The organism is Bradyrhizobium sp. 521_C7_N1_3 (assembly GCF_052075975.1).
GTDB classification, from domain to species: Bacteria; Pseudomonadota; Alphaproteobacteria; order Rhizobiales; family Xanthobacteraceae; genus Bradyrhizobium; species Bradyrhizobium japonicum.
The window spans coordinates 3180578-3203080 of sequence record NZ_CP197232.1; the positions used below are offsets into that span (position 1 = coordinate 3180578).

The window sequence follows — 22503 nt, forward strand, 5'->3', positions numbered from 1 at the left end:
TCAGGACATCTGGAGAAGCGAGAGGACATCATGGCGCATTCCGACCACGGCATCGTCAAGGACAAGCGGGCGGAAGATCAACCGCGCGACAAGCAGCGCGCGCAAACCGTGCACAAGACGGATTCGAAGGGCTCGCCGTCGCGCGAAGCGACGCGCGATCCCAAGCTCAACGACGATAGCAAGACGCCGGGCTCCGGCATGACGCCGGATGATTCCGGCGCAGCGCCGAGTGGGTAGAGCGTGCTCGAAAGGTAGAAGATTTCTCGCGAGGAACGAATCCCCGCGCGAAGCGTCGACAGGATGTGCTTCCGGTTGTCATACCCCCGGTGAGCCGGAAGCAATCTCCAAGGACGACCCTGGCACCACCGTGCCGGGGTCGTTTGCTTATGGATGGCCTCTGCTTAAGGATGGCTTCTACAGATCAGATTCGTTGCCGTTTTCAGGATCGCCCTGGGTGTGTCCCTCAGGGCCACGGCCGAACACGCCGAAGCTGCTCGATTTCACACCGGCTTTCGCATCCACGCCCACGGATGCCAGTCCGAACTTCAGGAGCTCGCGGACCGCTGCCGCTCGCGTCGGCATGCGATGTTTGAACCGGAAATCGTCGATGGCGGCCAGCTCTTCCGGGGAGAGCATGACCTGGAGGCGCTCGGCGCGAAGGTCATTCATGGTCGATCACGCAAAGTGAGTAAGTTGAGTAGTTTGCTCAACGAACGAGTTTGGCGCGAGTTCCACAAGAGTCGGAAAAATCGCCAGATGAGTAAAAATAATCAACAAAATCAATAAGTTATTATTGAAACAACTCTGGCTATGGCGCATTCTTTCGGAAGAGAGGGAGAACAGGCCATGACGGAGCAAGTCAGGTTACCTCGCAAGCTTTCCGAGGAGCCCGAGGCGCCCAAGCCGGTGCGTCCGAGTCACCAGAAGGTCATCGAGCAAGTCGAGCGCTGGGCCAACAGCTCGGGGCTGCAACCACCGAGGACGGAAGATGCGAAGACGATCTGAGCCCCACACGTTCGAACAACGTCTCAAGGCAGAGCAGCTGCGGCTCGAGCACGAACTGTCGGGCTTGCCGGATGGACAGCAGCGCGATTCTATTATGGCGCGCATCGATCAGCTTCAGACCGCTGCCGCGATGCATGAGTTCCTGATGCTACGGGAGGCCGCGGCCGCGCGCTGATCGCCCCTGGCGTCCGCGCTCCGTGTCTGACGCGACCGCATGGAGCATGCGTCGGAACGTTCGCTCGCCGACCCGGTTGGTTCACACGTTGGCTGAGTGGAGAATTGGGCTGAGTGGAGAATTGGAATGCTGAAACAAGGCGAATTGGACCGCAGCGAGATGGGCAGGTTGATCGGCAGCGACAAGGTCGAGGGAACGTCGGTCTTTGGCGCCGATCGCAACAAGATCGGTTCGATCGAACGCGTGATGATCGACAAGGTCAGCGGCAAGGTGTCCTACGCCGTGCTCGGCTTCGGCGGTCTCTTGGGCCTCGGCAACGACCACTATCCGCTGCCCTGGCAGTCGCTGAAATACGATACGGAGCTCGGCGGCTATGTCACCGGGATCACCGCCAAGACGCTCGAAGGCGCGCCGAAATACGGCGAACGCAGCGACTGGAACTGGGGTGACGACGCGGCAGTACGCGGCATCAACTCCTATTACGGCGTTCCCTTCGCGTAAGCTCCCATGGAAAGCGAGATCCGATGATCCGATGAGCAAGGAGCGGCCCACCGACGATTCCCGGCGTCAGAACGACTGGGGATCGCACGCCCAGACCGACAAGCCCTGGAAGGGCAATCCGGAGAAGGAGCAGAAGTCGGGCGAGACAAAGCCTGACCTCGAGACGTGGCAAGAGACTAGGACGCACTGAGCAGTGGCGGTTGAAGGATGCGCCTCGCGCCACTCTACCCCACCGCCTCCTTCCGCCCCGGCCCCGCATGCACATGTACCTGTTTCGCATGCAGCGGCTCACCGCATTCCGAGCAGACCATCACGGGGTCGAACTCCTTGCCGCAAGTCTTGTGCTGGTGCAGCAGCGGGCGGCCGCGTTCGTCGCCCATGTGGGTGTCGCCCCAATGCACCATCGCCATGATGATCGGATAGAGGTCGAGGCCCTTCTGCGTGAGGATGTATTCGTAGCGCTTGGGCGCTTCGGAATAGGGGACGCGGCGCAGGATGCCGAACCGCACCAGCTTCTTCAGACGCTCCGAGAGCAGGTGCCGCGTGATCTGGAGCGATGACTGAAACGCCTCGAACCGGCGCACGCGTAAGAAACATTCGCGCAGGATCAGCAGCGTCCAGCGGTCGCCGACCACGGCGACGGTGCGGGAGAGCGAGCAGGGCTCTTCGTCCAGCGTGTCCCACTTCATGTAGCGATCTCCGGCAAAGGATAGTAAGTCAGAAAAAGGAACTGACTTGAATGATCAGCGCTATTTCTACTGAAGAATATCATTCACCCCTGTAGTTTGACAGTTCTATTTTAGAACTATAGCCTCCGGCCCAATCACATGCCGTTCTCACCGGAGGAGGTGACCTTGCCCAAGCGAAACGCGACAGCCGCCGTCATCGGGGCCGGCGATTTCATCGGCTCCGAGATCGCCAAGAAATTTGCCGCCGAAGGTTTCACGGTCTTCGCCGGGCGCCGCAACGGCGACAAGCTGGCGCCGCTGGTGAAGGACATCGAGGCCGCCGGCGGCGAGATTCACGCGCGCTCGCTCGATGCACGCAAAGAGGAGGAGGTCATCTCCTTCCTCAATGACGCCGACCAGCACGCGCCGCTCGACGTCTGCATCTTCAACGTCGGTGCCAACGTCAATTTCCCGATCCTCGACACCACCGAGCGCGTGTTCCGGAAGGTGTGGGAGATGGCCTGCTATTCCGGCTTCCTCGCCGGCCGGGAAGCGGCGCGGCTGATGCTGCCGCGCGGTGGCGGCAACATCTTCTTCACCGGCGCGACGGCGAGCTTGCGCGGCGGCAGCGGCTTTGCTGCCTTTGCCAGCGCAAAATTCGGACTGCGCGCGGTGGCGCAGGCGATGGCGCGCGAGCTCGGGCCGAAGAACATCCACGTCGCCCATCTCATCATCGATTCCGGCGTCGACACCGAGTGGGTGCGGCAGCGCCGGCTTGAAGCGCTCGGGGCGAATGCGCTTGATAATCCCGATCTTCTGATGCCGCCGTCATCTGTCGCGGATGCCTATTGGCAGCTCTATCAGCAGCCGAAGAGCGCCTGGACCTTCGAGATGGAGATCCGCCCGTTCGGAGAGAAATGGTGACCGCGGCGCAAGACTGCGGCTAGACTGATCCCAATACAAACTGAAATCCGGGAGGCCCCTACGTGAAGACCGCGATCACCGAACTGTTCGGCATCGAGCACCCGATCATCCAGGGCGGCATGCATTTCGTCGGCTTTGCCGAGCTCGCCGCTGCCGTCTCCAATGCCGGGGGGCTCGGCATCATCACGGGCCTCACGCAGAAGACGCCGGAATTGCTCGCGAAAGAAATCGCGCGCTGCCGCGACATGACCGACAAGCCGTTCGGCGTGAATCTCACCTTCCTGCCGACCTTCTCGGCGCCGCCTTATCCGGAATACATCGCGGCCATCGTCGAAGGCGGCATCAAGGCGGTGGAGACGGCGGGGCGCAGCCCGGAGCAATACATGCCTGCGCTGAAGGCCGCCGGCATCAAGGTGATCCACAAATGCACGTCCGTGCGCCACTCCCTGAAGGCCGAGCGCATCGGCTGCGACGCCGTCAGCGTCGACGGCTTTGAGTGCGGCGGCCATCCCGGTGAAGACGACATCCCCAACATGATCCTGCTGCCGCGCGCGGCGGAGGAGTTGAAGATTCCGTTCGTGGCCTCCGGCGGCATGGCCGACGGGCGCAGCCTCGTGGCGGCGCTGTCGCTGGGCGCGGCCGGCATGAACATGGGCACGCGCTTTATCGCCACCAGGGAAGCACCGGTGCATCAGAACGTGAAGAACGCGCTTGTTGCGGCAACCGAGCTCGACACCCGCCTGATCATGCGCGCTCTGCGCAACACCGAGCGCGTGCTGAAGAACGCCAACGTCGATCGTCTGCTCGATATCGAGCGCGAGAAGGGCGCCAAGCTGAGCATCGACGATATCCACGACCAGGTCGCGGGCGTCTATCCCAAGATCATGCTGGACGGCCAGATGGACGCGGGCGCCTGGAGCTGCGGCATGGTTGCAGGGCTGATCCGCGACATCCCCTCCTGCAAGGAACTCGTCGATCGCATCATGGATGAGGCGGAACGGATCATCCGCAGCCGCCTGATGGGATTCCTGGACGGGACGGGGGCGGCGCGAAAGGTCGCCTGACAGCTCCAAACTTCTTAACCAAGGCGGCACTTGGCCGCTGGAATTACGCGTGACGCCTCCTAAATAGGGGTAAATTACCCTTGAAATAAGCAATTTCAGGAGGCGTCCGTGGTCCTGAAGAGCGTTCCTTTTGCAGTTGCCATTGCCCTCGTGCTCGCATGGGGTGGCATCGCACGCGCTGACGACTACAAGCCTGACGAATATTTCGGTCTCGATCTCTCCAAGGCGGTGCTGTCGCCGAAGCGGCTCGGGCCCGAGACGCAATTTGCCCCGGTCGCGTTGGAGGCAAAGGGTGGCAACGAGGCGCAGGCGCGCGCCGAGCCGATGGACGTACCGAAGAAAGTCGCGGCCGAACGCGTGCACGTGGCCGAGCCGAAGGTTGTTCATGCCAGGAGTGCTCAGCCACGCGGCGCAGCGCGCGCCAAGCTCGCACATCGTCGCGGCAATCCGCTGGATGCGCAGGCGATGGACACCCGCATCCAGACCTGGCCGTGCCGCACCGGCGGCATTTGCAACTGGAAGCGTTAGCCGGGTCTGTCGCGTCATCCGGGCGTCGTAAAACCGTAGGCCTGGAGTCAAGAAACCGTCAGGATAGGAGTCAAACGGCGCAGGCACCTTCCGTCGCGATTCGACGAAGGTTTCCTGAATGGCAACGCTCCGCGCCTCGCGCGCATGGACCCGGCGGCAGTTCCTGGTCCGCTCGACTTCAAGCCTCGCCGTTGCCGCGCTCGGCACACTCGCAAAGCCATCCATCAGTCGCGCCGCCGATCGCCCGCAAATCGCGGGCGGCATTCAGTCCGGCGATGTCTCGGATGGCTCCGCCGTGATCTGGGCGCGCGCCGACCGGCCCGCGCGAATGCAGGTGGAATGCGCGACCGTCGAGAGTTTCAAGACGATCATGGCGTCAGCTTCGCGCGACGCGCTGCCTGATGCCGACTTCACCGCAAAACTGCTGCTGAACGATCTGCCGTCCGGGCAGGACATCTTCTATCGCGTGCGCTTCGACGACATCGCGACCGGCATTGCCGGCGAAAGCCGCGTCGGCCATTTCCGTACCGCGCCGGCGGCGGGGCAGTCGATCTCGTTCGTGTGGTCGGGCGACGTCGCGGGGCAGGGTTGGGGCATCGATATCTCGCGCGGCGGCTATCGCAGCTATCGCACCATGCTCGAGAACCGCCCGGACTTCTTCATTCACTCCGGCGATCACATCTACGCCGACTGCACGATTCCCTCCGAGCAGAAGCTGCCGAACGGCGAGACCTGGCGCAATCTGGTGACCGAGGAGAAAGCCGAGGCCGCGCACACGCTGGCGCAATTCCGCGGCAACTACAAATACAACCATCTCGACGAGCATTTTCGCGCTTTCCACGCGGAGGTGCCGATGTTCGCGCAGTGGGACGACCACGAGGTCACCAACGACTGGTCGCCGACCGGCAGCTATGACGACGCCGGCTATGAGGACGACGGCACGCCGCGCCTGGTTTCGCGCGCCCGCCGCGCCTTCTTCGATTTCATGCCGATCCGCGACGTCGGCACGCGACAGGGCCGGGTCTATCGCAAGATCGCTTACGGTCCGCTGCTCGACGTCTTCATGATCGACATGCGCAGCTACCGTGACGACAGCTGGAACAAGGGCGAGGACCATCGCGGCTGGATTCTCGGTGCCGAGCAGCTCGCATGGCTGAAGCGGGAGCTCGCCGCGTCGCGTGCGACCTGGAAGGTGATCGCGGCCGACCTGCCGATCGGCCTCGTCAGTCTCGATGCCGTCGCGCTCGGCAACGGAGCGCCCGATCGGCGTGAGCACGAAATCGCTGATCTCCTCGGCTCCATCAAGCGCGCAAGCGTGCGCAACATCGTCTGGCTCACCGCCGACATGCACTACACCGCCGCGCATTATTACGATCCGAACAAGGCGCAATTCCAGGATTTTGAGCCGTTCTGGGAGTTCGTCTCCGGCCCGCTCCATGCCGGCACCTGGGGGCCGGGCGAGCTCGACAATACGTTTGGGCCCGTCGCGATGTATCAGAACGGCTGCAGCGAGGCGCAGGGGGAGAACCTCGCGCCGTGTTTCGGCCTGCAGTTCTTCGGCAGGGTCGATATCGACGGTGCGAGCGGCGTGATGACCGTGACCTTGAAAGACGTCGACAACCGCGACCTCTGGTCGGTCGACATCATGCCGCAGCCGCAGGCGCGCCCGGCCGTGGTCGCGCAGCATTCGTGAGTGGGCAACGCTCTCCGTCGTCATGGCCGGGCTTGACCCGGCCATCCACGCTCTGCTGCTCGGCCCTGAGAACGTGGATGCCCGGGCATAGGCGAGCGGAAGCGACGCCGTCCTTCGGACGGCTATGCCCGGGCATGACGGTGGGGGAGGGATCGCGCATCCCAGCACTAATCCGATCTTGATTGGCCGCCTCGCGTCTCATGCGCTATAGTCTTCATTCCCGCCACCTCTTTTCCATCACCGAAGAGTCTTCCCTCGCGGCCCCACCGCGTGTTCGGCGGCTGAAATACGTCAGGAGTTAGCTCATGGATAATCTGAAGACACAGGGCATCAGCATGCCCAAGCTCGGCCTCGGCACCTTCCGCATGCAGGGCGATGCCTGTCGCGCGGCGGTCGAGAGCGCGCTGTCGATCGGCTATCGCCACATCGACACTGCCGAGATGTACGCCAATGAAGAACCGATCGGTGCCGCGCTCGCTGCGGCCCGGCTGCCGCGCGGCGAGCTGCATGTCACGACCAAGGTCTGGCACGAGAATCTCAGCCCCGATGCGATCCGCCGCGCCTTCGACGCCAGCCTGACCAAGCTCCGGCTCGACCATGTCGATCTCTACCTCGTGCACTGGCCCTCGAAATCCGCGAACTGGGGCGCGGTGTTCGAGACGCTGATGAAGCTGAAGGAGGAGGGGCGTACGCGAGCGATCGGCGTTGCCAATTTCACCACGGCGCTGCTCAAGATCGCGGTCGAGGACATCAAGGCGCCGATCGCCTGCAACCAGGTCGAATATCACGCCATGCTCGATCAATCGAAGGTGCTGACCTATCTCAACGCCAGGTCGATCCCGCTGGTCGCCTATTGTCCGCTCGCGCAAGGACGCATCGCGTCAGATCCGGTGCTGGCCGAAATCGGCGCCAGGCACAACGCGACCGCCGCGCAGGTCGCGCTGAAATGGCTGCTCGACCAGGACGGTGTCGCTGCGATCCCGAAGGCCTCGCGCCGCGAGAGCCAGCAGGCCAATCTCGATGCGCTGAGGATCACGCTCGACGATGCCGACCGCAAGAAGATCGCGGCGTTGCCCAAGGACAGGCGTTGCGTCAATCCAGGCTTTGCGCCGGTGTGGGATTAGTCTCGCCGAACGCTTCGAACACGCAAAGAAATGGCCCCGCAAGGGGCCATTTCCCATGATGCGTTGCGCATCAATCCCAATGGTGATGGTGACCGCGCTTGACCACGACGACCCGGTCGCGATGGTGCCAGCCGCGATGCCAGCCGTGGTCGCGATGCTCGCGCATTTCGGCGCGGGCGCCGTAGCCATGATGGTAGCCGTTCTTGATCACCACCGTTTCGGCATTCGCCATCGTCGGTGCAACGATCGCGAGCGCGCCGAGAGCCGCAACCACATAACCAAGCTTCTTCATGATGTTCTCCTCCAATGCACATGAGAACGGCGCATCTGTGCGAACGTTCCGGAGAAACTGGAAGAGAATTCTGAATGGATGTTCAGACGGAGCATGATCCGGAAAAGTGCGACGCGGTTTTCGGAGCGATCATGCTCAAACGTGATGCTCAATCGCAGCGTTGCTGCGCTGGTGTCGGCGCGCCTGTCGCAACGTATTTGCCGTCCCTGATCGTGTACACACCGCGCTCGCTGCGATTGTAGATCGCACGCAGGCTGCCATCCTTCGCCAGCAGCAGCCCGAATTCACGCGCCTGGTGCAGCGAGGGGAAGTAAACCATCACATTGAGCAGGCCCTCGGCGTCGGCCGTGGCGGACACCACTTCGTTCTCGTCCCTGGCCTCGCCGAAATCGCGCCGGTACATCACCCGGCCGTCCTTCCTGATCTCGTAAGTCAACAGCGTGCCCTTGTCGCGGTCGGGCGGGGCCGCGCAATCGACGGCCCATGAGCCGAGCAGGCCCCATTGCTCGACCGTTGCCGCAAGCGTCTCGGCGCCGGCCGCTGGCGTGAACGCAATCCACAGCATCGCCGCCGCGATCCAGCAGCCTAGACAACGCGTCATGTCCTGAAAAACCCCGCCTCGAACGAGTCCAAGTGTAGCATCCCGCGCGCGATCGTCCACGCGAGCCGGCAATCACTCACGAATTTGATCCGCGTCAATGAGGCCGGCCGTATCAAGGGTAGGATGGCGCTCCCGAAGGCGAAGTTGGTGAGAGCGATGCTGAATCAAGTCGTGGATTTCGCGGGCGAGGTACTGCCGGGGAGCTGTGCCGTGCCGCCTTATTCCGAGACCGCGTTCCTGGCCGAGCTGGGCGAGCGCTTGAGGTCCTCGCGCGCGCGGTGCGAGCTGTCGCGCCGGGAGCTGGCTCGCCGCTCCGGGATTTCCGAGCGCTACATCGCCCAGATCGAGGCCGGCAAGGGCAATGTCTCGATCGTCCTGCTGCTGCGGCTGGCCTCCGCGATCCACGGCAGCCAGCCTCAGGTGGCTTGAAGCGAGCCTTAGGCCCGCTTCTCCACGTTGGCGCTGCGGGCCGGCACGCCGAACTCCTTGCGGCACACCTCGGCGAGCACGGCGACGCCTTCACGGATCTGCTGATGCGAGGGGCTCGCAAAGCAGAGTCTAAGGCGCGAGCTGGAATGGGGCTTGTTGGTCGACCATTCCGGCCCCGGATTGATCGAGACACCGGCGGCGAGCGCGGCCTGATAGAGTTTTAGCGTGTCGACCTGGTCGGGCAGCTTCACCCATAGGAAGATGCCGCCCTTGGGCTCCTCGAACTCCGCCGCCGTCCCGAACTGCTCGTTGAGGGCCTCCATCAGCGTATCGAGCTTGGTGCGCAGCGCCTTCGTCAACGCGGGCACGTGGGTCGAGAAATGCGGCTTGCAATAGGCGGCCAGCACCATCTGCTCCAGCGCGCCGGAGCCTGCATCCGTCTTCAGCGCCAGCATCCGCGACATCACATCCCAGGGCGCGACGATGAAGCCGACGCGCAGCGCCGGTGCGATCGATTTCGAGAACGAGCCGATATGGATCACGCCGCCGTTCGGGCTCATCGCGTGGATGGCCGGTGGCCGCTGCCCCGACCAGACGAGATCGGCGTAGCAATCGTCCTCGAAGATGGGCACGCCATATTCGGCCGCGAGCCGCACCAGTTCGGCGCGACGACTTTCCGGCATGATGCTGCCGGTCGGATTCTGCACGGTCGGGATGGTGTAAATGTACTTGGGCCGGATGCCGCGGCTCTTCAAATCGGCCAGCGTCGAGGCCAGCACGTCCATACGCATGCCGTCCTTGTCGAGGGGGATGCCGACGACGTTGACCCCGAGCCGTGCCAGTCGGGTCAACGAGCCCTGATAGCTGTCCTGCTCGAAGATCACGGTATCGCCGCGCGTCAGCAGCGTCGCGTTGACGAGGTCGAGCGCCTGGAGCGAGCCGGAGACGATCAGGAGATCGTCGACCGTGCAGTTGATGCCGGCGTCGCGCTTCAGTTTTGTCACCAGGAATTCGCGCAAGGGCAGGTAGCCCTGCGGCCCGTGCGCCAGGCCGTAGGTCGCGAGCGAGCGGCCTTCCTTTTGCAGGGCGGAATTGGTCGCCTCGATCAGGCCGTCGAGCGGCAACTGCTCGGAGTCGTTGTTGCCGCCGACGAAACTGTACTTGGCGAGGCCCGTCCAGCGCGCGGAAGGGGCCGGCAGCCCTGCGGGAAACAGGGGCGCGAAATCGAAGCTGGACGTCATGGGAGCGTTCCTCGTTTTGTTCTTGTTGAGCAGCCGGCCTTGCGCCGGCCTGCCTTACTTCTTGCCGGCCGTCCTCGTCGGACGACCCTGGCTGATGAAAGCGTAATGCGCATTGGCGACGCCGCCAACCATCAAGGCCTCGACCACTGGCTCGGCGATCTCGCCTGTTGCGGCCCAGTCGACGAGAAAGTTGGCCCCGGTCCCCCCGCGCACGTCGTCGGTCGGAATGAAGATCGAGACGGTGGCCAGAGGCTTCAGCGCCACCTGACCCTTCAGGTAGGTCTCGACCTGCTTGCCTGCGGTGTCGAAATAGGCGATGCGTTTGACCACCAGCGGCTGGGTCTCGGAGGCGTTGTGAACGCTCAGCGTCACCGAGAAGTCGACACGTAGTTTGCCAAGGCTCATCGCGACGCTGGAATAGGCGGGCACGTAGAACCCGCCGGAGACGGCGAGTTCCTCCTTCGGCAGTGTGGTGAGCGAATCGGCAAAGTTTTGTTCGATATTGACCTTGGATTGCGCGGCTGCGGGCGCCGCAGAGGCGAGGGGACATAGCAGCATTGCTGCGAAAAGCCCTGCTCGCATGTGACGAATTGCTCGCTTGCCGCGCCGCAACCTGGCTCTAGGGTGCGGCAAAACGGACCAATTTGGTATGCACGAACTCATTCGCGACATCACTCTCTGTATTCTGTTTGCCTGGATGCTGGGCCTGCTCGCCCATTTCTCCCGGCAGCCGCTGATCCTGGCCTACCTTATCGCCGGCTTCTGCATAGGTCCATTCGGTGCCGGCTGGGTCAAATCACAGGAATCGATCAGCGTCATTTCCGAGCTCGGCCTGATCTTCATGCTGTTCATGATCGGGCTCGAGATCGACCTGAAGAAGATCGTGCGGGCGGGAAAGGTGATCCTGTTCGCGGCGGGCGGCCAGCTCATCGGCGGCTGCCTGCTCGGGGTGCTGTTCTTCGTCGGCATCGGCTTGTCGCTCGGCGGTGGGCATTTCGATGCGGTCTATCTCTGCGTCGCCTGCGCGCTGTCGAGCACCGTGATCATCGTCAAGGTGCTCTACGAGAAACGCGAGCTCGACACGCTGCCCGGCCGCATCACGCTCGGTGTGCTGGTGCTCCAGGACATCTTCGCCATCCTGTTCCTGGCGGTGCAGCCGAGCCTCGCCAATCTCGAGGTCAGCGTCATCCTGCTGTCGATCGGCCGCGTCGCGGTGCTGGTCGCCGCCGCGCTGCTGGTCAGCCGCTACGTGCTGCCGCGCCTATTCCATCAGATTGCCCGCCGCCCCGAGCTGATCCTGCTTGGCGCGCTCGCCTGGTGCTTCCTCGTCGCCGAGACCGCGGAGCGGCTCTCACTCTCGCGCGAGATGGGGGCGTTGATCGCCGGCGTCTCGCTGTCGACCTTCCCTTACGCCCTCGACGTCACCGCCAAGGTCACCACGCTCCGCGACTTCTTCATCACGTTGTTCTTTGTCGCGCTCGGCATGACCATTCCCGTGCCGGGCCTCTCCGTGATCGGGCTTGCCTTGATGATCGCGGCGTTCACGGTGGTGAGCCGCCTCGTCACCACCTTCGCCCCGCTCTACCTGATGAAGCAGGGCCTGCGCGCCAGCCTGCTGCCGGCCCTTAACCTCGCGCAGATCTCCGAGTTCTCGCTGGTGGTGATCCAGACCGGCGTTGCCGACCATCACATCGCGGCCGAAACGGCGAACGCAGCCTCCTTCGCCTTCGTGGTGCTGGCGGTGCTCTCGACCTTCGTGATGACCCGCAGCGACGAGATCACCCGCTGGGCGATCGGCCCCCTGAAGCGGATCGGCCTGCGCGACCTCGACCATGGCAACGGCCATGCCGAGGAGGGGCACGAGGGCGGCCATGGCGAGGCCCGCCGCATCGTCATTCTCGGCTTTTTCCGTGCGGCGAGCGCGCTGCTGGCCGAGATCGAACGGCAGGCGCCGGTGCTGCTCGAGCAGATCACCGTGATCGACTTCAACCCCAATGTGTACAAGACGCTGCTGTCGCGCGGCCTGCACGTGATCTATGGCGACATCAGCAGCGCCGACACGCTGCTCCATGCCGGCGTCGGCAAGTCCGAGATGATCATCCTCAGCGTGCCGGACGCCCTTCTCAAGGGCGCCAGCAACGAGAAGCTGGTCCGCCATGTCCGCACCCTCAACCCGACCGCCATGATCGTCGCCACGGCCGATCTTTTGTCGGATGTGGGCGAGCTCTACGCGGCCGGCGCCAGCTACGTCACGGTGACCCGGCTCAGCGACGCTCATGAGCTGTTTACCGTGATCGAAGCGGCCCAGGCCGGGCTGCTGGCCGACAAGCGGACCGAGCTCGATGTCCGGCTCGGCGAGCGGCGCGAAGTGCTGCCCTGAAGGCGGCGCGGCCGCTTTCCGTCCGGGCCGTGTGCGCCTATATCCCTGGTATCTTCGGTGCAAGCCTTAGACCCGCGGGCCGGCCCGCCGTCAGGCATATGCGGTTGCGTCCAGGACACTAGCGCTTGGGGCCAAGTCCGGCTAAGGCGTCCGGCTAAGCCTCCCGGCCATAACCGATAGAGATTGGGAAATGCCCGATAACGTTCAGGAAGTCTTGCAGGCCTTTGCCCGGGGTGAGCTCGTGGTCGTCACCGACGACGAGGACCGCGAGGGCGAGGGCGATCTGATCGTCGCCGCCTCGCTCTGCACCGCCGAGAAGATGGCGTTCATCATCCGCCATACTTCCGGCATCGTCTGCGCGCCCGTGACCACCGAGGACGCGCGCCGCCTCCGGCTCGATCCGATGGTGGCCCACAACGATTCCGCGCACACCACCGCGTTCACGGTCTCGATCGACTACAAGCCCGACGGCGGCACCGGCATCTCGGCCGAGGAGCGCGCCTCGTGCTGCCGCGCGCTGTCCAATCCCAATGTCGGCGCCAACGATTTCGCCCGTCCGGGCCACATCTTCCCGCTGATCGCCAAGGACGGCGGCGTGCTCTTGCGCTCCGGCCATACCGAGGCCGCGGTCGATCTGTGCAAGCTCTCCGGCCTGCCGCCGGTCGGCGTCATCAGCGAACTGATGAACGACGACGGCAGCGTGATGAAGGGCGAGCAGGTCGCCCGCTTCGCGGCCCAGCACAAGCTCAAGCACGTCACCATCGCCGACATGATCGCCTATCGCCAGGTGCGCGAGAAGCTGATCGAGCGGGTCTCGACCTTCGTCACCGACAGCCCGATCGGGCCGCTCCAGGGCTATGCCTACCGCTCGCCGTTCGATTCCATCGCGCACGTCGCGTTCGTCTATAACGGCGTCGGTGACGGCAAGAACGTGCTGACGCGCTTCCACAAGCCCAACATCGTCAAGGACATCTTCACCGGCCACAAGCGCATGGCGGCGGTGCTCGAGCACTTCAAGAAGTCCGGCCGTGGCGTCTTGGTTTACCTGCGCGACGGCGCCGCCGGTGTCCCCGTTGCCCCGCTGCCCGATGAGAGCGCGACCGAGGCGGACCGCAACCGCCAGTGGCGCGAGGTCGGTGTCGGCGCACAGATCCTGCGCGATCTCGGCGTCACCTCGATCCGCCACCTCACCTCATCGGTGCATGACTACAAGGGCCTGTCAGGCTTCGGCATCGAGATCGTCGCCAACGAGCAGCTTGAAAGCTGACACGTAGTGTCATTCCGGGATGGCGCTGAAGGCGCCAGACCCGGAATCGCGAAGTGTTGGATAAAGAGATTCCGGGTTCGATGCTCCGCATCGCCCCGGAATGACCGAAACCAGGATGCAATTGCACTTGTTGCCGCGGCGCTTTACTTTGTCGGGCAAATTTTGACGGAACCAGACGAAAGGACGTTTCATGAGCGTGCGCCCTCAGGCCAAGGACAAGCCGGCTGCGGCTTCTTTCCAATGGGACGATCCGTTCCTGCTCGACGAGCAGCTCACCGAAGACGAGCGCATGGTGCGCGACACCGCGCGCGCCTATGCCCAGGACAAGCTGCTGCCGCGCGTCACCAAGGCCTATCTCGAGGAGAAGACCGACCGCGAGATCTTCAACGAGATGGGCGAGCTCGGCCTGATCGGCATTACGCTGCCTGAGGAATATGGCTGTGCCAATGCGAGCTACGTCGCCTACGGCCTCGTCGCGCGCGAGATCGAGCGGGTGGATTCCGGCTATCGCTCGATGAACTCGGTGCAGTCCTCTCTGGTGATGTACCCGATCTACGCCTATGGCGACGAGAACCAGCGCAAGAAGTACCTGCCGAAGCTCGCCAGCGGCGAATGGGTCGGCTGCTTCGGTCTCACCGAGCCCGACGCCGGCTCCGATCCGGCCGGCATGAAGACCCGCGCCGAGAAGGTCTCGGACGGCTACCGCCTGACCGGCAGCAAGATGTGGATATCGAACGCGCCGATCGCCGACGTGTTCGTGGTCTGGGCCAAGTCGGCCGAGCACGACAACCAGATCCGCGGCTTCGTGCTGGAAAAGGGCATGAAGGGGCTCTCCGCGCCGAAGATCGGCGGCAAGCTGTCGCTGCGCGCCTCGATCACCGGTGAAGTCGTGATGGACGGCGTCGTGGTTCCCGAGGACGCGCTGCTGCCCAACGTGTCTGGCCTCAAGGGCCCGTTCGGCTGCCTCAACCGCGCCCGCTACGGCATCTCCTGGGGTGCGCTCGGCGCCGCCGAGGACTGCATGCACCGCGCCCGCCAGTACACGCTCGATCGCAAGCAGTTCGGCAAGCCGCTGGCCGCGACCCAGCTCGTGCAGAAGAAGCTGGCGGACATGGAAACCGAGATCGCGCTGGGCCTCCAGGGTTCGCTTCGCGTCGGCCGTCTGATGGACGAAGGCAAGTTTGCCCCCGAGATGATCTCGATCATGAAGCGCAACAATTGCGGCAAGGCCCTCGATATCGCCCGCGTAGCGCGCGACATGCACGGCGGCAACGGCATCTCGGCCGAGTACCACGTGATGCGCCACGTCCATAACCTCGAGACCGTCAACACCTACGAGGGGACTCACGACGTCCACGCCCTGATCCTGGGACGTGCGATCACGGGCATCCAGGCGTTTTTCTAGTCGCAGCGTTCTTCGGCCGCGGTTAGTTTGCTCCGCTGTCATCGCCCGCGAAGGCGGGCGATCCAGTATCCCAGAGACCTCGCCTTCGCCTCAGGCGCCGCGGCGTACTGGATACCCCGCTTTCGCGGGGTATGACGGCGAGGGTTGGGGCTGCAGTGCACAGGAAGTCCCATGTCCGACAACGACGACATCCCGTTCAACCGCAACTTTCCGCTCAAAGCCGGTGTCGTCGAGGAAGTCCGTCCCGACGTGCGGCGCGTGCTCTGTAACAATCCGAGCCCGTTCACCTTCACCGGCACGGTCAGCTACATCGTAGGCCAAGGCAACGTCGCGATCATCGATCCCGGTCCGGACGACGAGGCGCATGCGGCGGCGCTGCTCGATGCCGTCAGGGGCGAGACGGTGAGCCATATCTTCGTCACCCACACCCATCGCGACCATTCGCCGAACACCGCGCGGATCAAGCAGGCGACCGGCGCTCCTGTCTATGCCGAGGGCCCACACCGTGCCTCGCGACCGCGCTTCGAGAGCGAGAAGCACAATCCGGAGTCCGGCGCCGACCGCGATTTCGCGCCCGATATCAGGATCGCCCATGGCGATGTCGTCGAGGGTGCCGGCTGGCGTCTGGAGGCCGTGGCGACGCCCGGCCACACCGCCAATCATCTCGCCTTCGCCTGGCCCGAACGGAAATTCAACTTCGTCGGCGATCACGTGATGGGCTGGTCGACCTCGATCGTGGCGCCGCCCGACGGCTCGATGATCGACTACATGGAGTCGCTCGACCGTCTCGCCGCGCGCGAGGAGGATCTGTATTTCTCCGGCCACGGCCCGGAGATCCCGGACGGCCAGCGCTTCGTGCGCTTCCTGATCCGCCACCGCAAGGCGCGCGAAGCATCGATCCTGCACCGCCTGGCCAAGGGCGAGGCCGATATCCCGACCATGGTGCGCGCGATCTATATCGGCATCGATCCCAGGCTGACGACGGCCGCCGGCTATTCCGTTCTGGCGCATCTGGAAGATCTGGTCGCGCGCGGCGTGGTGGCGACGGACGGCGATCCCGTGATCGGTGGAACGTATCGAATGGCGGGGGCCTAGCTTCTCGTCATTCCGGGCTGGATGCTGCGCATCGCCCCGGAATGACAGCGGGGCTACTTCTTCACCGTCTTCGCCGGTGCCTTCGGCGGCGCGACCGGCGTCTTCTTTACCGGTTTCAGCGCGTCGGCGTCGGCGGCGGTGTTGAGATCGTCGATGAATTTTTTGATGCGCGCGGCGTTGCTGCCGAGATCACTGTCGAAATAGCGCGACGCCGAGCGGATATCGACGCGGGAATCGTCACCGTCGGGCACGACCCGGATCGAGATGTCCTCGCGGAACCCCATGATCGGCGTCCGCGCCACCGCCTCGATGCGGCCGATGCGGCGCGGCGGCTGCGGCTCACGCTCGTCGATGACGAGCCATTTGCGCTTGATGACGAGCTGGCGCGCGATCGCATAGGCCCGATCGACCGGGATCTCCAGCTCGATCGGCTCGATGTCCGGGTAGAATTGGCGCTGCTGCTCGGCCGAATAGAGGCCGGCATAGACCGCGGTGTTGGTGCCATCGCCGGTGCGCAGGTGCGCGAGCGCGTCGAAGCGCGGCGGGTCGATCGGGTTGGTGGTGATGTCGTAGATCGGCGGCAGCTTGCGGTATTGCAGGGCGAGATAAGCGGGATAAGCGAGGATCGCGCCATTGATGAGGAAGGCGAGCAGGATGCGCCCCATGCCGCGCGAGCCGTTCTGCCAGATCGCGGCAAAGCCCGCGAGCCCAAAGAGGATCGAGAGGCCGGCGATCGCGAGCCCGCCGAAGAACGTCATCAGCGCCGGTTTCATCTCCAGGAAGTCGAAGCGGACGATGATGATCGAGACCACCACCGCCACCACCGCGAACACGGCCAGATTACGCGCCCAGCTCGCGAGGCTGGACACGGGCTCCGATTGATAGGGAGCGGAAAACCTGCGGGCCATTGGGTGAAGCTCTGCCGGGGTGTTGGGGGCGGTATCGGCCGATTTTGGCGCGACGATGGGCCGTTGAGACCACGGCCCGGGGGCAAATTCAAGGGTTCCGCATGCGCCCACACCGTCATGCCCGGGCATCCACGTTCTCCGTGCCGCGGGGCAAGGCGTGGATGGCCGGGACAAGCCCGGCCATGACGTTGTGGAAGCTTCAGTGCACTAAGCGCCCCGCGCCACCAGGGGAGGGGGCACCGCCTTACGCCGCCGCGTTCGGGAAACGGTAATCCTTGAACTGGTCGCGTAGTGCGGTCTTCAGGATCTTTCCGGTCGCGGTGTGCGGAATGCCGTCGACGAAGGCGACGTCGTCGGGCATCCACCATTTGGCGATCTTGCCGTCCATGAACTTCAGGATGTCCTCGCGGCTGGCCTGCTGGCCCTGCTTGAGCTGCACGATCAGCAGCGGACGCTCGTCCCATTTGGGATGATAGATGCCGATGACGGCGGCCTCCGCCACGGCCGGATGGCCGACCGCGAGGTTTTCGAGGTCGATCGAGGAGATCCACTCTCCGCCGGACTTGATCACGTCCTTGGAGCGGTCGGTGATCCGCATGTAGCCGGCCTCGTCGATGGTCGCGACGTCGCCGGTGTCGAAGAAGCCTTCCTCGTCGAGGATGTTGCTGTCGACGCGGTAATAGGCCTTGGCAACGGCGGGGCCGGAGACCTTGAGACGGCCGAAGGTCTTGCCGTCCCAGGGCAGCTCCTTGCCGGCATCGTCGGTGATCTTCATCTCCACCGCGAAGGGCGCATAGCCCTGCATCTGCAGCACGTCGAGCCGCGCCTCGCCGGTCGCATTCTGGAACGGTGGCTTCAGCGCCGCGACGCTGCCGATCGGGCTCATCTCGGTCATGCCCCAGGCGTGGCGCACGTTCGAGCCCATGTCGAGGAAGGCCTTGATCATCGAGCGCGGCATCGCCGAGCCGCCGCAGATCACCATCTTCAAGTCCGGCAGCTTCAGATTGTTGGCGGCCATGTGCTGCAGCAGCATCAGCCACACCGTGGGCACGCCCGCCGTGTGCGTCACCTTCTCGGCCGAGAGCAGCTCGTAGACGGAGGCGCCGTCGAGCTTGGCGCCGGGCATGACCAGCTTGGTGCCTTGCGACGGGGCCGAGAAGGCGATGCCCCAGCTATTGGCATGGAACAGCGGCACCACCGGCAGCATTGTCTCGGACGCGCTGGTGCCGAGCGCATCGACATTGTTAGCCATCAGCGCGTGCAGCACGTTGGAGCGATGCGAATACAGAACACCCTTCGGATCGCCCGTGGTGCCGGATGTGTAGCACATCGCGGCGGCCGTGTTCTCGTCAAAGTCCTTCCATTCGAATTTGCCGTCGGCCTCCGCGATCCAGTCTTCGTAGGCGACCACGTTCTTCAGCGTGGTCTCAGGCAGATGCGCCTTGTCGGTGAGCACGACGTAGCGTTCCACGCTTGGCAGCTTGTCGGCGATCTTCTCCAGGACCGGAACGAAGGTGCGATCGGTCATCACGATGCGATCCTGCGCATGGTTGATGATCCAGGCGATCTGCTCGGGGAAAAGGCGGGGATTGACGGTATGGCAGATGGCGCCGATCCCCATGATGCCGTACCAGACCTCGAGATGGCGCCAGGTGTTCCAGGCGATCGTTGCGACGCGGTCGCCGAGCTTGATGCCGTCTCGCTCCAGCACCTGCGAGACCTTGAGCGCCCGCTTGTGGATTTCGCCGTAGGTGGTGCGATGGATCGGTCCCTCGACCGATCGCGTAACGACCTCCTGCTTGCCATGAATCTTGGCGGCGTGTTCGATGATCCGGTGGCAGAGCAGGGGCCAATCTTGCATCAAACCAAGCATTCAGACATTCCTCCGAGGTGGGCTGGACTTTTTATAGCTCTCAGCGCTGGGCCAAAGAATTGTCATGAGTTTTAGCCTGCCGGACTTTCGCCGCAAATGGTCTTGTCGCGGCTATATGTCCGCAGGCGCGGCAATGGTTACCGCTGCGCTCGGGCTGTCGCTTGTGCTGGCGGAGCGGGCAGAAGCGCGAAAATATGCTGCGCCGCTGGATATCTTTGGCCTCGGGACACTACGGCCACGTGCGAAGGTGCACTCCGTCAGGATACCGCTACCAAAACCCCGCCCGGAGGAGGCCCCCCAAGCAACGGACGAGGCCGCGCCGGAGGCGGAAGGTAAGCCTTCTCCCGAGAAGCAGCTCTCGGCCTGCCGGCTCGCCTTGACCGAGCAGATCGCCATCGCGCCGTCCATTCCCGATATCCGCGGCCCCGGCGCCTGCGGCGGCGAGGATCTGGTACGGCTGGAGGCGATTGTGCTGCCGGACAAGCGCAAGGTGGCGGTCAAGCCGGCGGCCATCCTCCGCTGCACCATGGCCTCCGCGATCGCCGATTGGGTGCGCAAGGACATGGTGCCGCTGGCGGCGAGCCTCGGCTCGACCATCAGCGACCTCGACAATTTCGACAGCTTCGAATGCAGAGGCCGTAACCGCATCGCCGGCGCGATGCTGTCCGAGCACGGCAAGGCCAACGCGCTCGACGTCCGCGCCATCAAGCTCGCCAACGGGCAGTCGATCGGCCTGACCGACCGCAGCATGCCGCGCGATGTGCGCGAGCGCGTGCTGCATTCGGTCTGCGCGCGCTTTTCCACCGTGCTCGGTCCGGGCTCGGACTGGTATCACGAGGACCACATCCATCTCGACCTGGCGCAGCGGCGCAATGACTACCGGATTTGTCAGTGGAACGTCTGGGATCCCCTGCCGCAGGTCGCCCCGTTGCTGCCGGCGGGACGGCCCGAGGAGGCGCCGCCGCGCGAAGTCGCGGCCAGGCCTGAGGCCAAGGATGAAGCCAAGGATGGAGCTGATGACGAGGCGGTGCAGAAGTCCCCTGCGCCCGCGGACAAGTCGGCCGCCAATGGCACCAAAGCCGAGCCGCACAAGCCGGCAACAAAAAAGCGCCGGTAAAACCGGCGCTTTTGAATGTCCGAGAGCAGGAGGCGATCAGTAGCTGCCCGCCTGGCCCGTCTGGCTGCCGCCGAGCGCGAGGCGCGAATTGTAGGGCGAGTCGCCGTGCTTGGGCTCAAGCACCACGACAATGGTGCCAACCTTGACACGGTTATAGAGGTCGATGGCATCCTCGTTGGTCAAGCGGATGCAGCCCGACGAGATCGAGGCGCCGATGTATTCCGGCTGGTTGGTGCCGTGAATGCGGAACAGCGTGTCCTTGCCGCCGGAGTAGAGATACATCGCGCGGGAGCCCATCGGATTGTCCGGACCCGGTGCAACATAGGTCGGCACGCCCAGTCGCGAAATCTCGCCCGGGGTCGGATGCCAGGCCGGCCACTCGGTCATGCTGCCAACCTTGGCAATGCCCGACCAGGCCATGGCTTCTTCGCCGACGGTGATGCCGTAGCGGATCGCCTTACCGCCATCCATCACCCAGTAGAGGTAATGGTTGTCGGAATCGACCACGATCGAGCCCGGCGATTCCTTGCGATGGTAATCGACGATGGCGCGGCGGAACGGCTCGGCGACCGGGGTGTTCTCATACCGGACCTTGGCGAGGAGTTCCTTGTCCTTCGGCTTGAAGGCCTTGGTGTCGGTCGCTTCAAAATGTGTGGCCTGCATGCAGCCCGACAGCATCAGGCCAGCGGCCAAAATACCCAGCATAACTTTCAGCGACGACATGTTTCGGTTCCAATCGACAACAACAAGCTTTCGCGGGGCTTGAGACACGCCCAAACCACGACTCCGTTGGGCCCTATTATCGTTGAAATCTGCCACAATTCCAGCGTTTCGGACCTTTTCCCGCGCTGCAAGAGCCAAGCTGTGGCTTTTTTGCCGCAAGTTTTGCGCTCCTGTGCTGGTTTTTGGGCAAAGAACGCCGAACTGTCGATTCCGTGTCACGGTTGGGCCTCGGCGTCGCCACAAATGCAAACGCCCCGTTAATGTGCTTGTCATCATGAACTTGTCAGAATCGCGCTAAGGGCTGTCAGTCTGTCGCAGGCCCCTGCTGGAGTTGTGCATGTTTTCTGTGTTCGTTCCCTCCGACTCCTCCCTCAAGAAAGCGGTCGTCGAGGACCTCGCGGCAGTTCCCGAGCACGCCGTGTGGATCGACCTGGTCAACCCGACCGCGGCTGAGGACAAGGCGGTGGAGCGGCTCTCGGGCATTGCGATCCCGACCCGGGAGGACATGCAGGAGATCGAGATCTCCAGCCGCCTCTATATCGAGAACAGCGCGCGCTACATGACGGCGACGCTGATGTGCCAGTCCGACACCGACATGCCCCGGACCACGGCCGTGACCTTCATTCTCGGCGACCATCGCCTGGTGACGGTGCGCTACGACCAGCCCAAGCCGTTTGCGCTGGTCGAGGCCAAGCTGGCCCGGTTCTGTGCGCCCGCGATCACCGGCGAGATGGTGCTGATGGAACTGCTGGACGCCGTGATCGACCGCTGCGCCGACATCCTTGAGCGCTGCGGCGCGGAGATCGACCAGGTCTCGCACGACATCTTCGAGCCCGAGAGCGAGCGCCACGGCCACGCCAAGCAATATTCCCAGATCCTGATCTCGATCGGCCGCAAGGGCGATCTGACCTCGAAGGTTCGCGAAAGCCTGGTGTCGATCGGGCGCGTCGTCACCTTCCTCTCCGCGGTGGTGGAGGGTGTGAAATGGTCGAAGGACATGCGCGAGCAGCTCAAGACCATGCAGCGCGACGTCGCCTCGCTGACCGACCACGCCTCCTATCTCTCCAGCAAGATCACCTTCGTACTCGATGCCATGCTCGGCGTCGTCAATCTCGAGCAGAACAACATCATCAAGCTGTTTTCGGTCATGGCCGTTGTCCTGATGCCGCCGACGCTGATCGCCTCGATCTACGGCATGAATTTCAAGGCGATGCCGGAACTCGAATGGGTCCACGGCTATCCGATGGCGCTGGTGATGATGCTCGCCGCCGCGATCGTCCCGTACTGGCTCTTCAAGTGGAAGAAGTGGCTTTGATACCTACCGAGACCTTACGCCGTTCAACGAGACACGGTGGTTGGTGTCGCAGAATAGAGCGGGATTGAGGCCACGCGGTGATGTGTGCCCGCCGCCCCAATTCCTCCGGTAAAATTTGAGCAGTGGGCTGAACGTTTGCGCGAAACTTGTCTGCGATAAGCAGCGTGTTAGCCGC

Annotated in this window: 26 protein-coding genes; 17 read left to right on the forward strand and 9 right to left on the reverse strand. The window is 63.8% G+C overall.

All coding sequences use genetic code 11. The features are described from left to right. Nucleotides 1–30 precede the first annotated feature (30 nt). Nucleotides 31–237, forward strand: coding sequence for a hypothetical protein (locus tag AB7008_RS14730; protein WP_014497252.1), 207 nt, complete (start codon nt 31–33; stop codon nt 235–237). A 177-nt stretch (nt 238–414) separates the two neighbouring features. Here the strand turns inward: AB7008_RS14730 and AB7008_RS14735 are convergent, their stop codons facing one another. Next, complete coding sequence (locus AB7008_RS14735; protein WP_014497251.1) at nt 415–669, reverse strand: hypothetical protein; 255 nt, start codon at nt 667–669, stop codon at nt 415–417. Nucleotides 670–846: 177 nt separating this feature from the next. On the opposite strand from AB7008_RS14735, the gene AB7008_RS14740 reads away from it, so the two are divergent. From AB7008_RS14740 to AB7008_RS14755, 4 genes are all read left to right on the forward strand, one after another. Beyond that, nucleotides 847–1005: a hypothetical protein gene (locus AB7008_RS14740; protein WP_167541711.1), complete on the forward strand. Its 159-nt coding sequence runs from the start codon at nt 847–849 to the stop codon at nt 1003–1005. Beyond that, nucleotides 989–1180 carry a hypothetical protein gene (locus AB7008_RS14745; RefSeq protein WP_248881773.1) on the forward strand — a complete coding sequence of 64 codons (192 nt, stop codon included), beginning with the start codon at nt 989–991 and terminating at the stop codon, nt 1178–1180. Before AB7008_RS14740 ends, AB7008_RS14745 begins: the two co-directional genes overlap by 17 nt. Before the next feature lie 126 nt (nt 1181–1306). Further along, nucleotides 1307–1681, forward strand: coding sequence for a PRC-barrel domain-containing protein (locus tag AB7008_RS14750; protein ID WP_304493143.1), 375 nt, complete (start codon nt 1307–1309; stop codon nt 1679–1681). Between the two features lie 31 nt (nt 1682–1712). Continuing rightward, on the forward strand, nt 1713–1871 hold the full coding sequence (locus AB7008_RS14755; protein ID WP_248881775.1) for a hypothetical protein: 159 nt from the start codon (nt 1713–1715) through the stop codon (nt 1869–1871). Between the two features lie 34 nt (nt 1872–1905). On the opposite strand, the gene AB7008_RS14760 is transcribed toward AB7008_RS14755, so the two are convergent. Further along, nucleotides 1906–2370 carry a winged helix-turn-helix transcriptional regulator gene (locus AB7008_RS14760; RefSeq protein WP_014497248.1) on the reverse strand — a complete coding sequence of 155 codons (465 nt, stop codon included), beginning with the start codon at nt 2368–2370 and terminating at the stop codon, nt 1906–1908. A gap of 165 nt (nt 2371–2535) precedes the next feature. Here AB7008_RS14760 and AB7008_RS14765 point away from each other — a divergent pair, with 165 nt between their 5' ends. From AB7008_RS14765 to AB7008_RS14785, 5 genes are all read left to right on the forward strand, one after another. After that, a complete protein-coding gene (locus AB7008_RS14765) occupies nt 2536–3273 on the forward strand; it encodes an SDR family oxidoreductase (protein WP_248881777.1) in 738 nt (245 codons plus the stop codon). A 62-nt stretch (nt 3274–3335) separates the two neighbouring features. Beyond that, nucleotides 3336–4337: an NAD(P)H-dependent flavin oxidoreductase gene (locus AB7008_RS14770; protein ID WP_028158089.1), complete on the forward strand. Its 1002-nt coding sequence runs from the start codon at nt 3336–3338 to the stop codon at nt 4335–4337. Between the two features lie 108 nt (nt 4338–4445). Beyond that, nucleotides 4446–4865 (forward strand): hypothetical protein, encoded by a 420-nt coding sequence (locus AB7008_RS14775; protein ID WP_304493144.1) that lies wholly within the window; start codon nt 4446–4448, stop codon nt 4863–4865. A 118-nt stretch (nt 4866–4983) separates the two neighbouring features. Next, nucleotides 4984–6558, forward strand: coding sequence for an alkaline phosphatase D family protein (locus AB7008_RS14780; RefSeq protein ID WP_441258958.1), 1575 nt, complete (start codon nt 4984–4986; stop codon nt 6556–6558). Nucleotides 6559–6863: 305 nt separating this feature from the next. Further along, a complete protein-coding gene (locus AB7008_RS14785) occupies nt 6864–7682 on the forward strand; it encodes an aldo/keto reductase (RefSeq protein WP_264620832.1) in 819 nt (272 codons plus the stop codon). Between the two features lie 70 nt (nt 7683–7752). Here the strand turns inward: AB7008_RS14785 and AB7008_RS14790 are convergent, their stop codons facing one another. Continuing rightward, complete coding sequence (locus AB7008_RS14790; RefSeq protein ID WP_028158085.1) at nt 7753–7974, reverse strand: hypothetical protein; 222 nt, start codon at nt 7972–7974, stop codon at nt 7753–7755. A 148-nt stretch (nt 7975–8122) separates the two neighbouring features. After that, nucleotides 8123–8575, reverse strand: a complete 453-nt coding sequence (locus AB7008_RS14795; RefSeq protein WP_028158084.1) for a hypothetical protein — start codon at nt 8573–8575, stop codon at nt 8123–8125. 156 nt (nt 8576–8731) lie between these two features. On the opposite strand from AB7008_RS14795, the gene AB7008_RS14800 reads away from it, so the two are divergent. After that, the gene (locus AB7008_RS14800) at nt 8732–9004 is read left to right on the forward strand and encodes a helix-turn-helix domain-containing protein (protein ID WP_014497240.1); all 273 of its coding nucleotides are present in this window, start codon (nt 8732–8734) and stop codon (nt 9002–9004) included. A gap of 8 nt (nt 9005–9012) precedes the next feature. On the opposite strand, the gene AB7008_RS14805 is transcribed toward AB7008_RS14800, so the two are convergent. Together AB7008_RS14805 and AB7008_RS14810 are read right to left on the reverse strand one after the other, a co-directional pair. Beyond that, nucleotides 9013–10245, reverse strand: a complete 1233-nt coding sequence (locus AB7008_RS14805; protein ID WP_028158083.1) for an aminotransferase-like domain-containing protein — start codon at nt 10243–10245, stop codon at nt 9013–9015. A gap of 54 nt (nt 10246–10299) precedes the next feature. Beyond that, nucleotides 10300–10827 carry a DUF3124 domain-containing protein gene (locus AB7008_RS14810; protein ID WP_028158082.1) on the reverse strand — a complete coding sequence of 176 codons (528 nt, stop codon included), beginning with the start codon at nt 10825–10827 and terminating at the stop codon, nt 10300–10302. Nucleotides 10828–10894: 67 nt separating this feature from the next. On the opposite strand from AB7008_RS14810, the gene AB7008_RS14815 reads away from it, so the two are divergent. The 4 genes from AB7008_RS14815 to AB7008_RS14830 all read left to right on the forward strand — a co-directional run bounded on the left by AB7008_RS14815 (nt 10895) and on the right by AB7008_RS14830 (nt 16392). Further along, nucleotides 10895–12625 (forward strand): cation:proton antiporter domain-containing protein, encoded by a 1731-nt coding sequence (locus AB7008_RS14815; protein ID WP_248881784.1) that lies wholly within the window; start codon nt 10895–10897, stop codon nt 12623–12625. Between the two features lie 190 nt (nt 12626–12815). Further along, complete coding sequence (gene ribB / locus AB7008_RS14820; protein WP_014497236.1) at nt 12816–13892, forward strand: 3,4-dihydroxy-2-butanone-4-phosphate synthase; 1077 nt, start codon at nt 12816–12818, stop codon at nt 13890–13892. Nucleotides 13893–14082: 190 nt separating this feature from the next. Next, nucleotides 14083–15297 carry an acyl-CoA dehydrogenase gene (locus AB7008_RS14825; protein WP_014497235.1) on the forward strand — a complete coding sequence of 405 codons (1215 nt, stop codon included), beginning with the start codon at nt 14083–14085 and terminating at the stop codon, nt 15295–15297. Between the two features lie 171 nt (nt 15298–15468). After that, nucleotides 15469–16392, forward strand: a complete 924-nt coding sequence (locus tag AB7008_RS14830; RefSeq protein ID WP_441258959.1) for an MBL fold metallo-hydrolase — start codon at nt 15469–15471, stop codon at nt 16390–16392. Nucleotides 16393–16445: 53 nt separating this feature from the next. Here the strand turns inward: AB7008_RS14830 and AB7008_RS14835 are convergent, their stop codons facing one another. Together AB7008_RS14835 and AB7008_RS14840 are read right to left on the reverse strand one after the other, a co-directional pair. Next, nucleotides 16446–17300: a DUF1499 domain-containing protein gene (locus AB7008_RS14835; protein ID WP_028158078.1), complete on the reverse strand. Its 855-nt coding sequence runs from the start codon at nt 17298–17300 to the stop codon at nt 16446–16448. 244 nt (nt 17301–17544) lie between these two features. Continuing rightward, the gene (locus AB7008_RS14840; protein ID WP_441258960.1) at nt 17545–19173 is read right to left on the reverse strand and encodes a fatty-acid--CoA ligase; all 1629 of its coding nucleotides are present in this window, start codon (nt 19171–19173) and stop codon (nt 17545–17547) included. Between the two features lie 64 nt (nt 19174–19237). Between AB7008_RS14840 and AB7008_RS14845 the strand changes: the two genes are divergently transcribed. After that, nucleotides 19238–20290, forward strand: a complete 1053-nt coding sequence (locus tag AB7008_RS14845) for an extensin family protein (protein WP_441258961.1) — start codon at nt 19238–19240, stop codon at nt 20288–20290. A 36-nt stretch (nt 20291–20326) separates the two neighbouring features. Here the strand turns inward: AB7008_RS14845 and AB7008_RS14850 are convergent, their stop codons facing one another. Next, nucleotides 20327–21013: a L,D-transpeptidase gene (locus AB7008_RS14850; RefSeq protein ID WP_014497230.1), complete on the reverse strand. Its 687-nt coding sequence runs from the start codon at nt 21011–21013 to the stop codon at nt 20327–20329. Between the two features lie 337 nt (nt 21014–21350). Here AB7008_RS14850 and AB7008_RS14855 point away from each other — a divergent pair, with 337 nt between their 5' ends. Next, on the forward strand, nt 21351–22328 hold the full coding sequence (locus AB7008_RS14855; RefSeq protein WP_014497229.1) for a magnesium transporter CorA family protein: 978 nt from the start codon (nt 21351–21353) through the stop codon (nt 22326–22328). Nucleotides 22329–22503 lie beyond the last annotated feature (175 nt).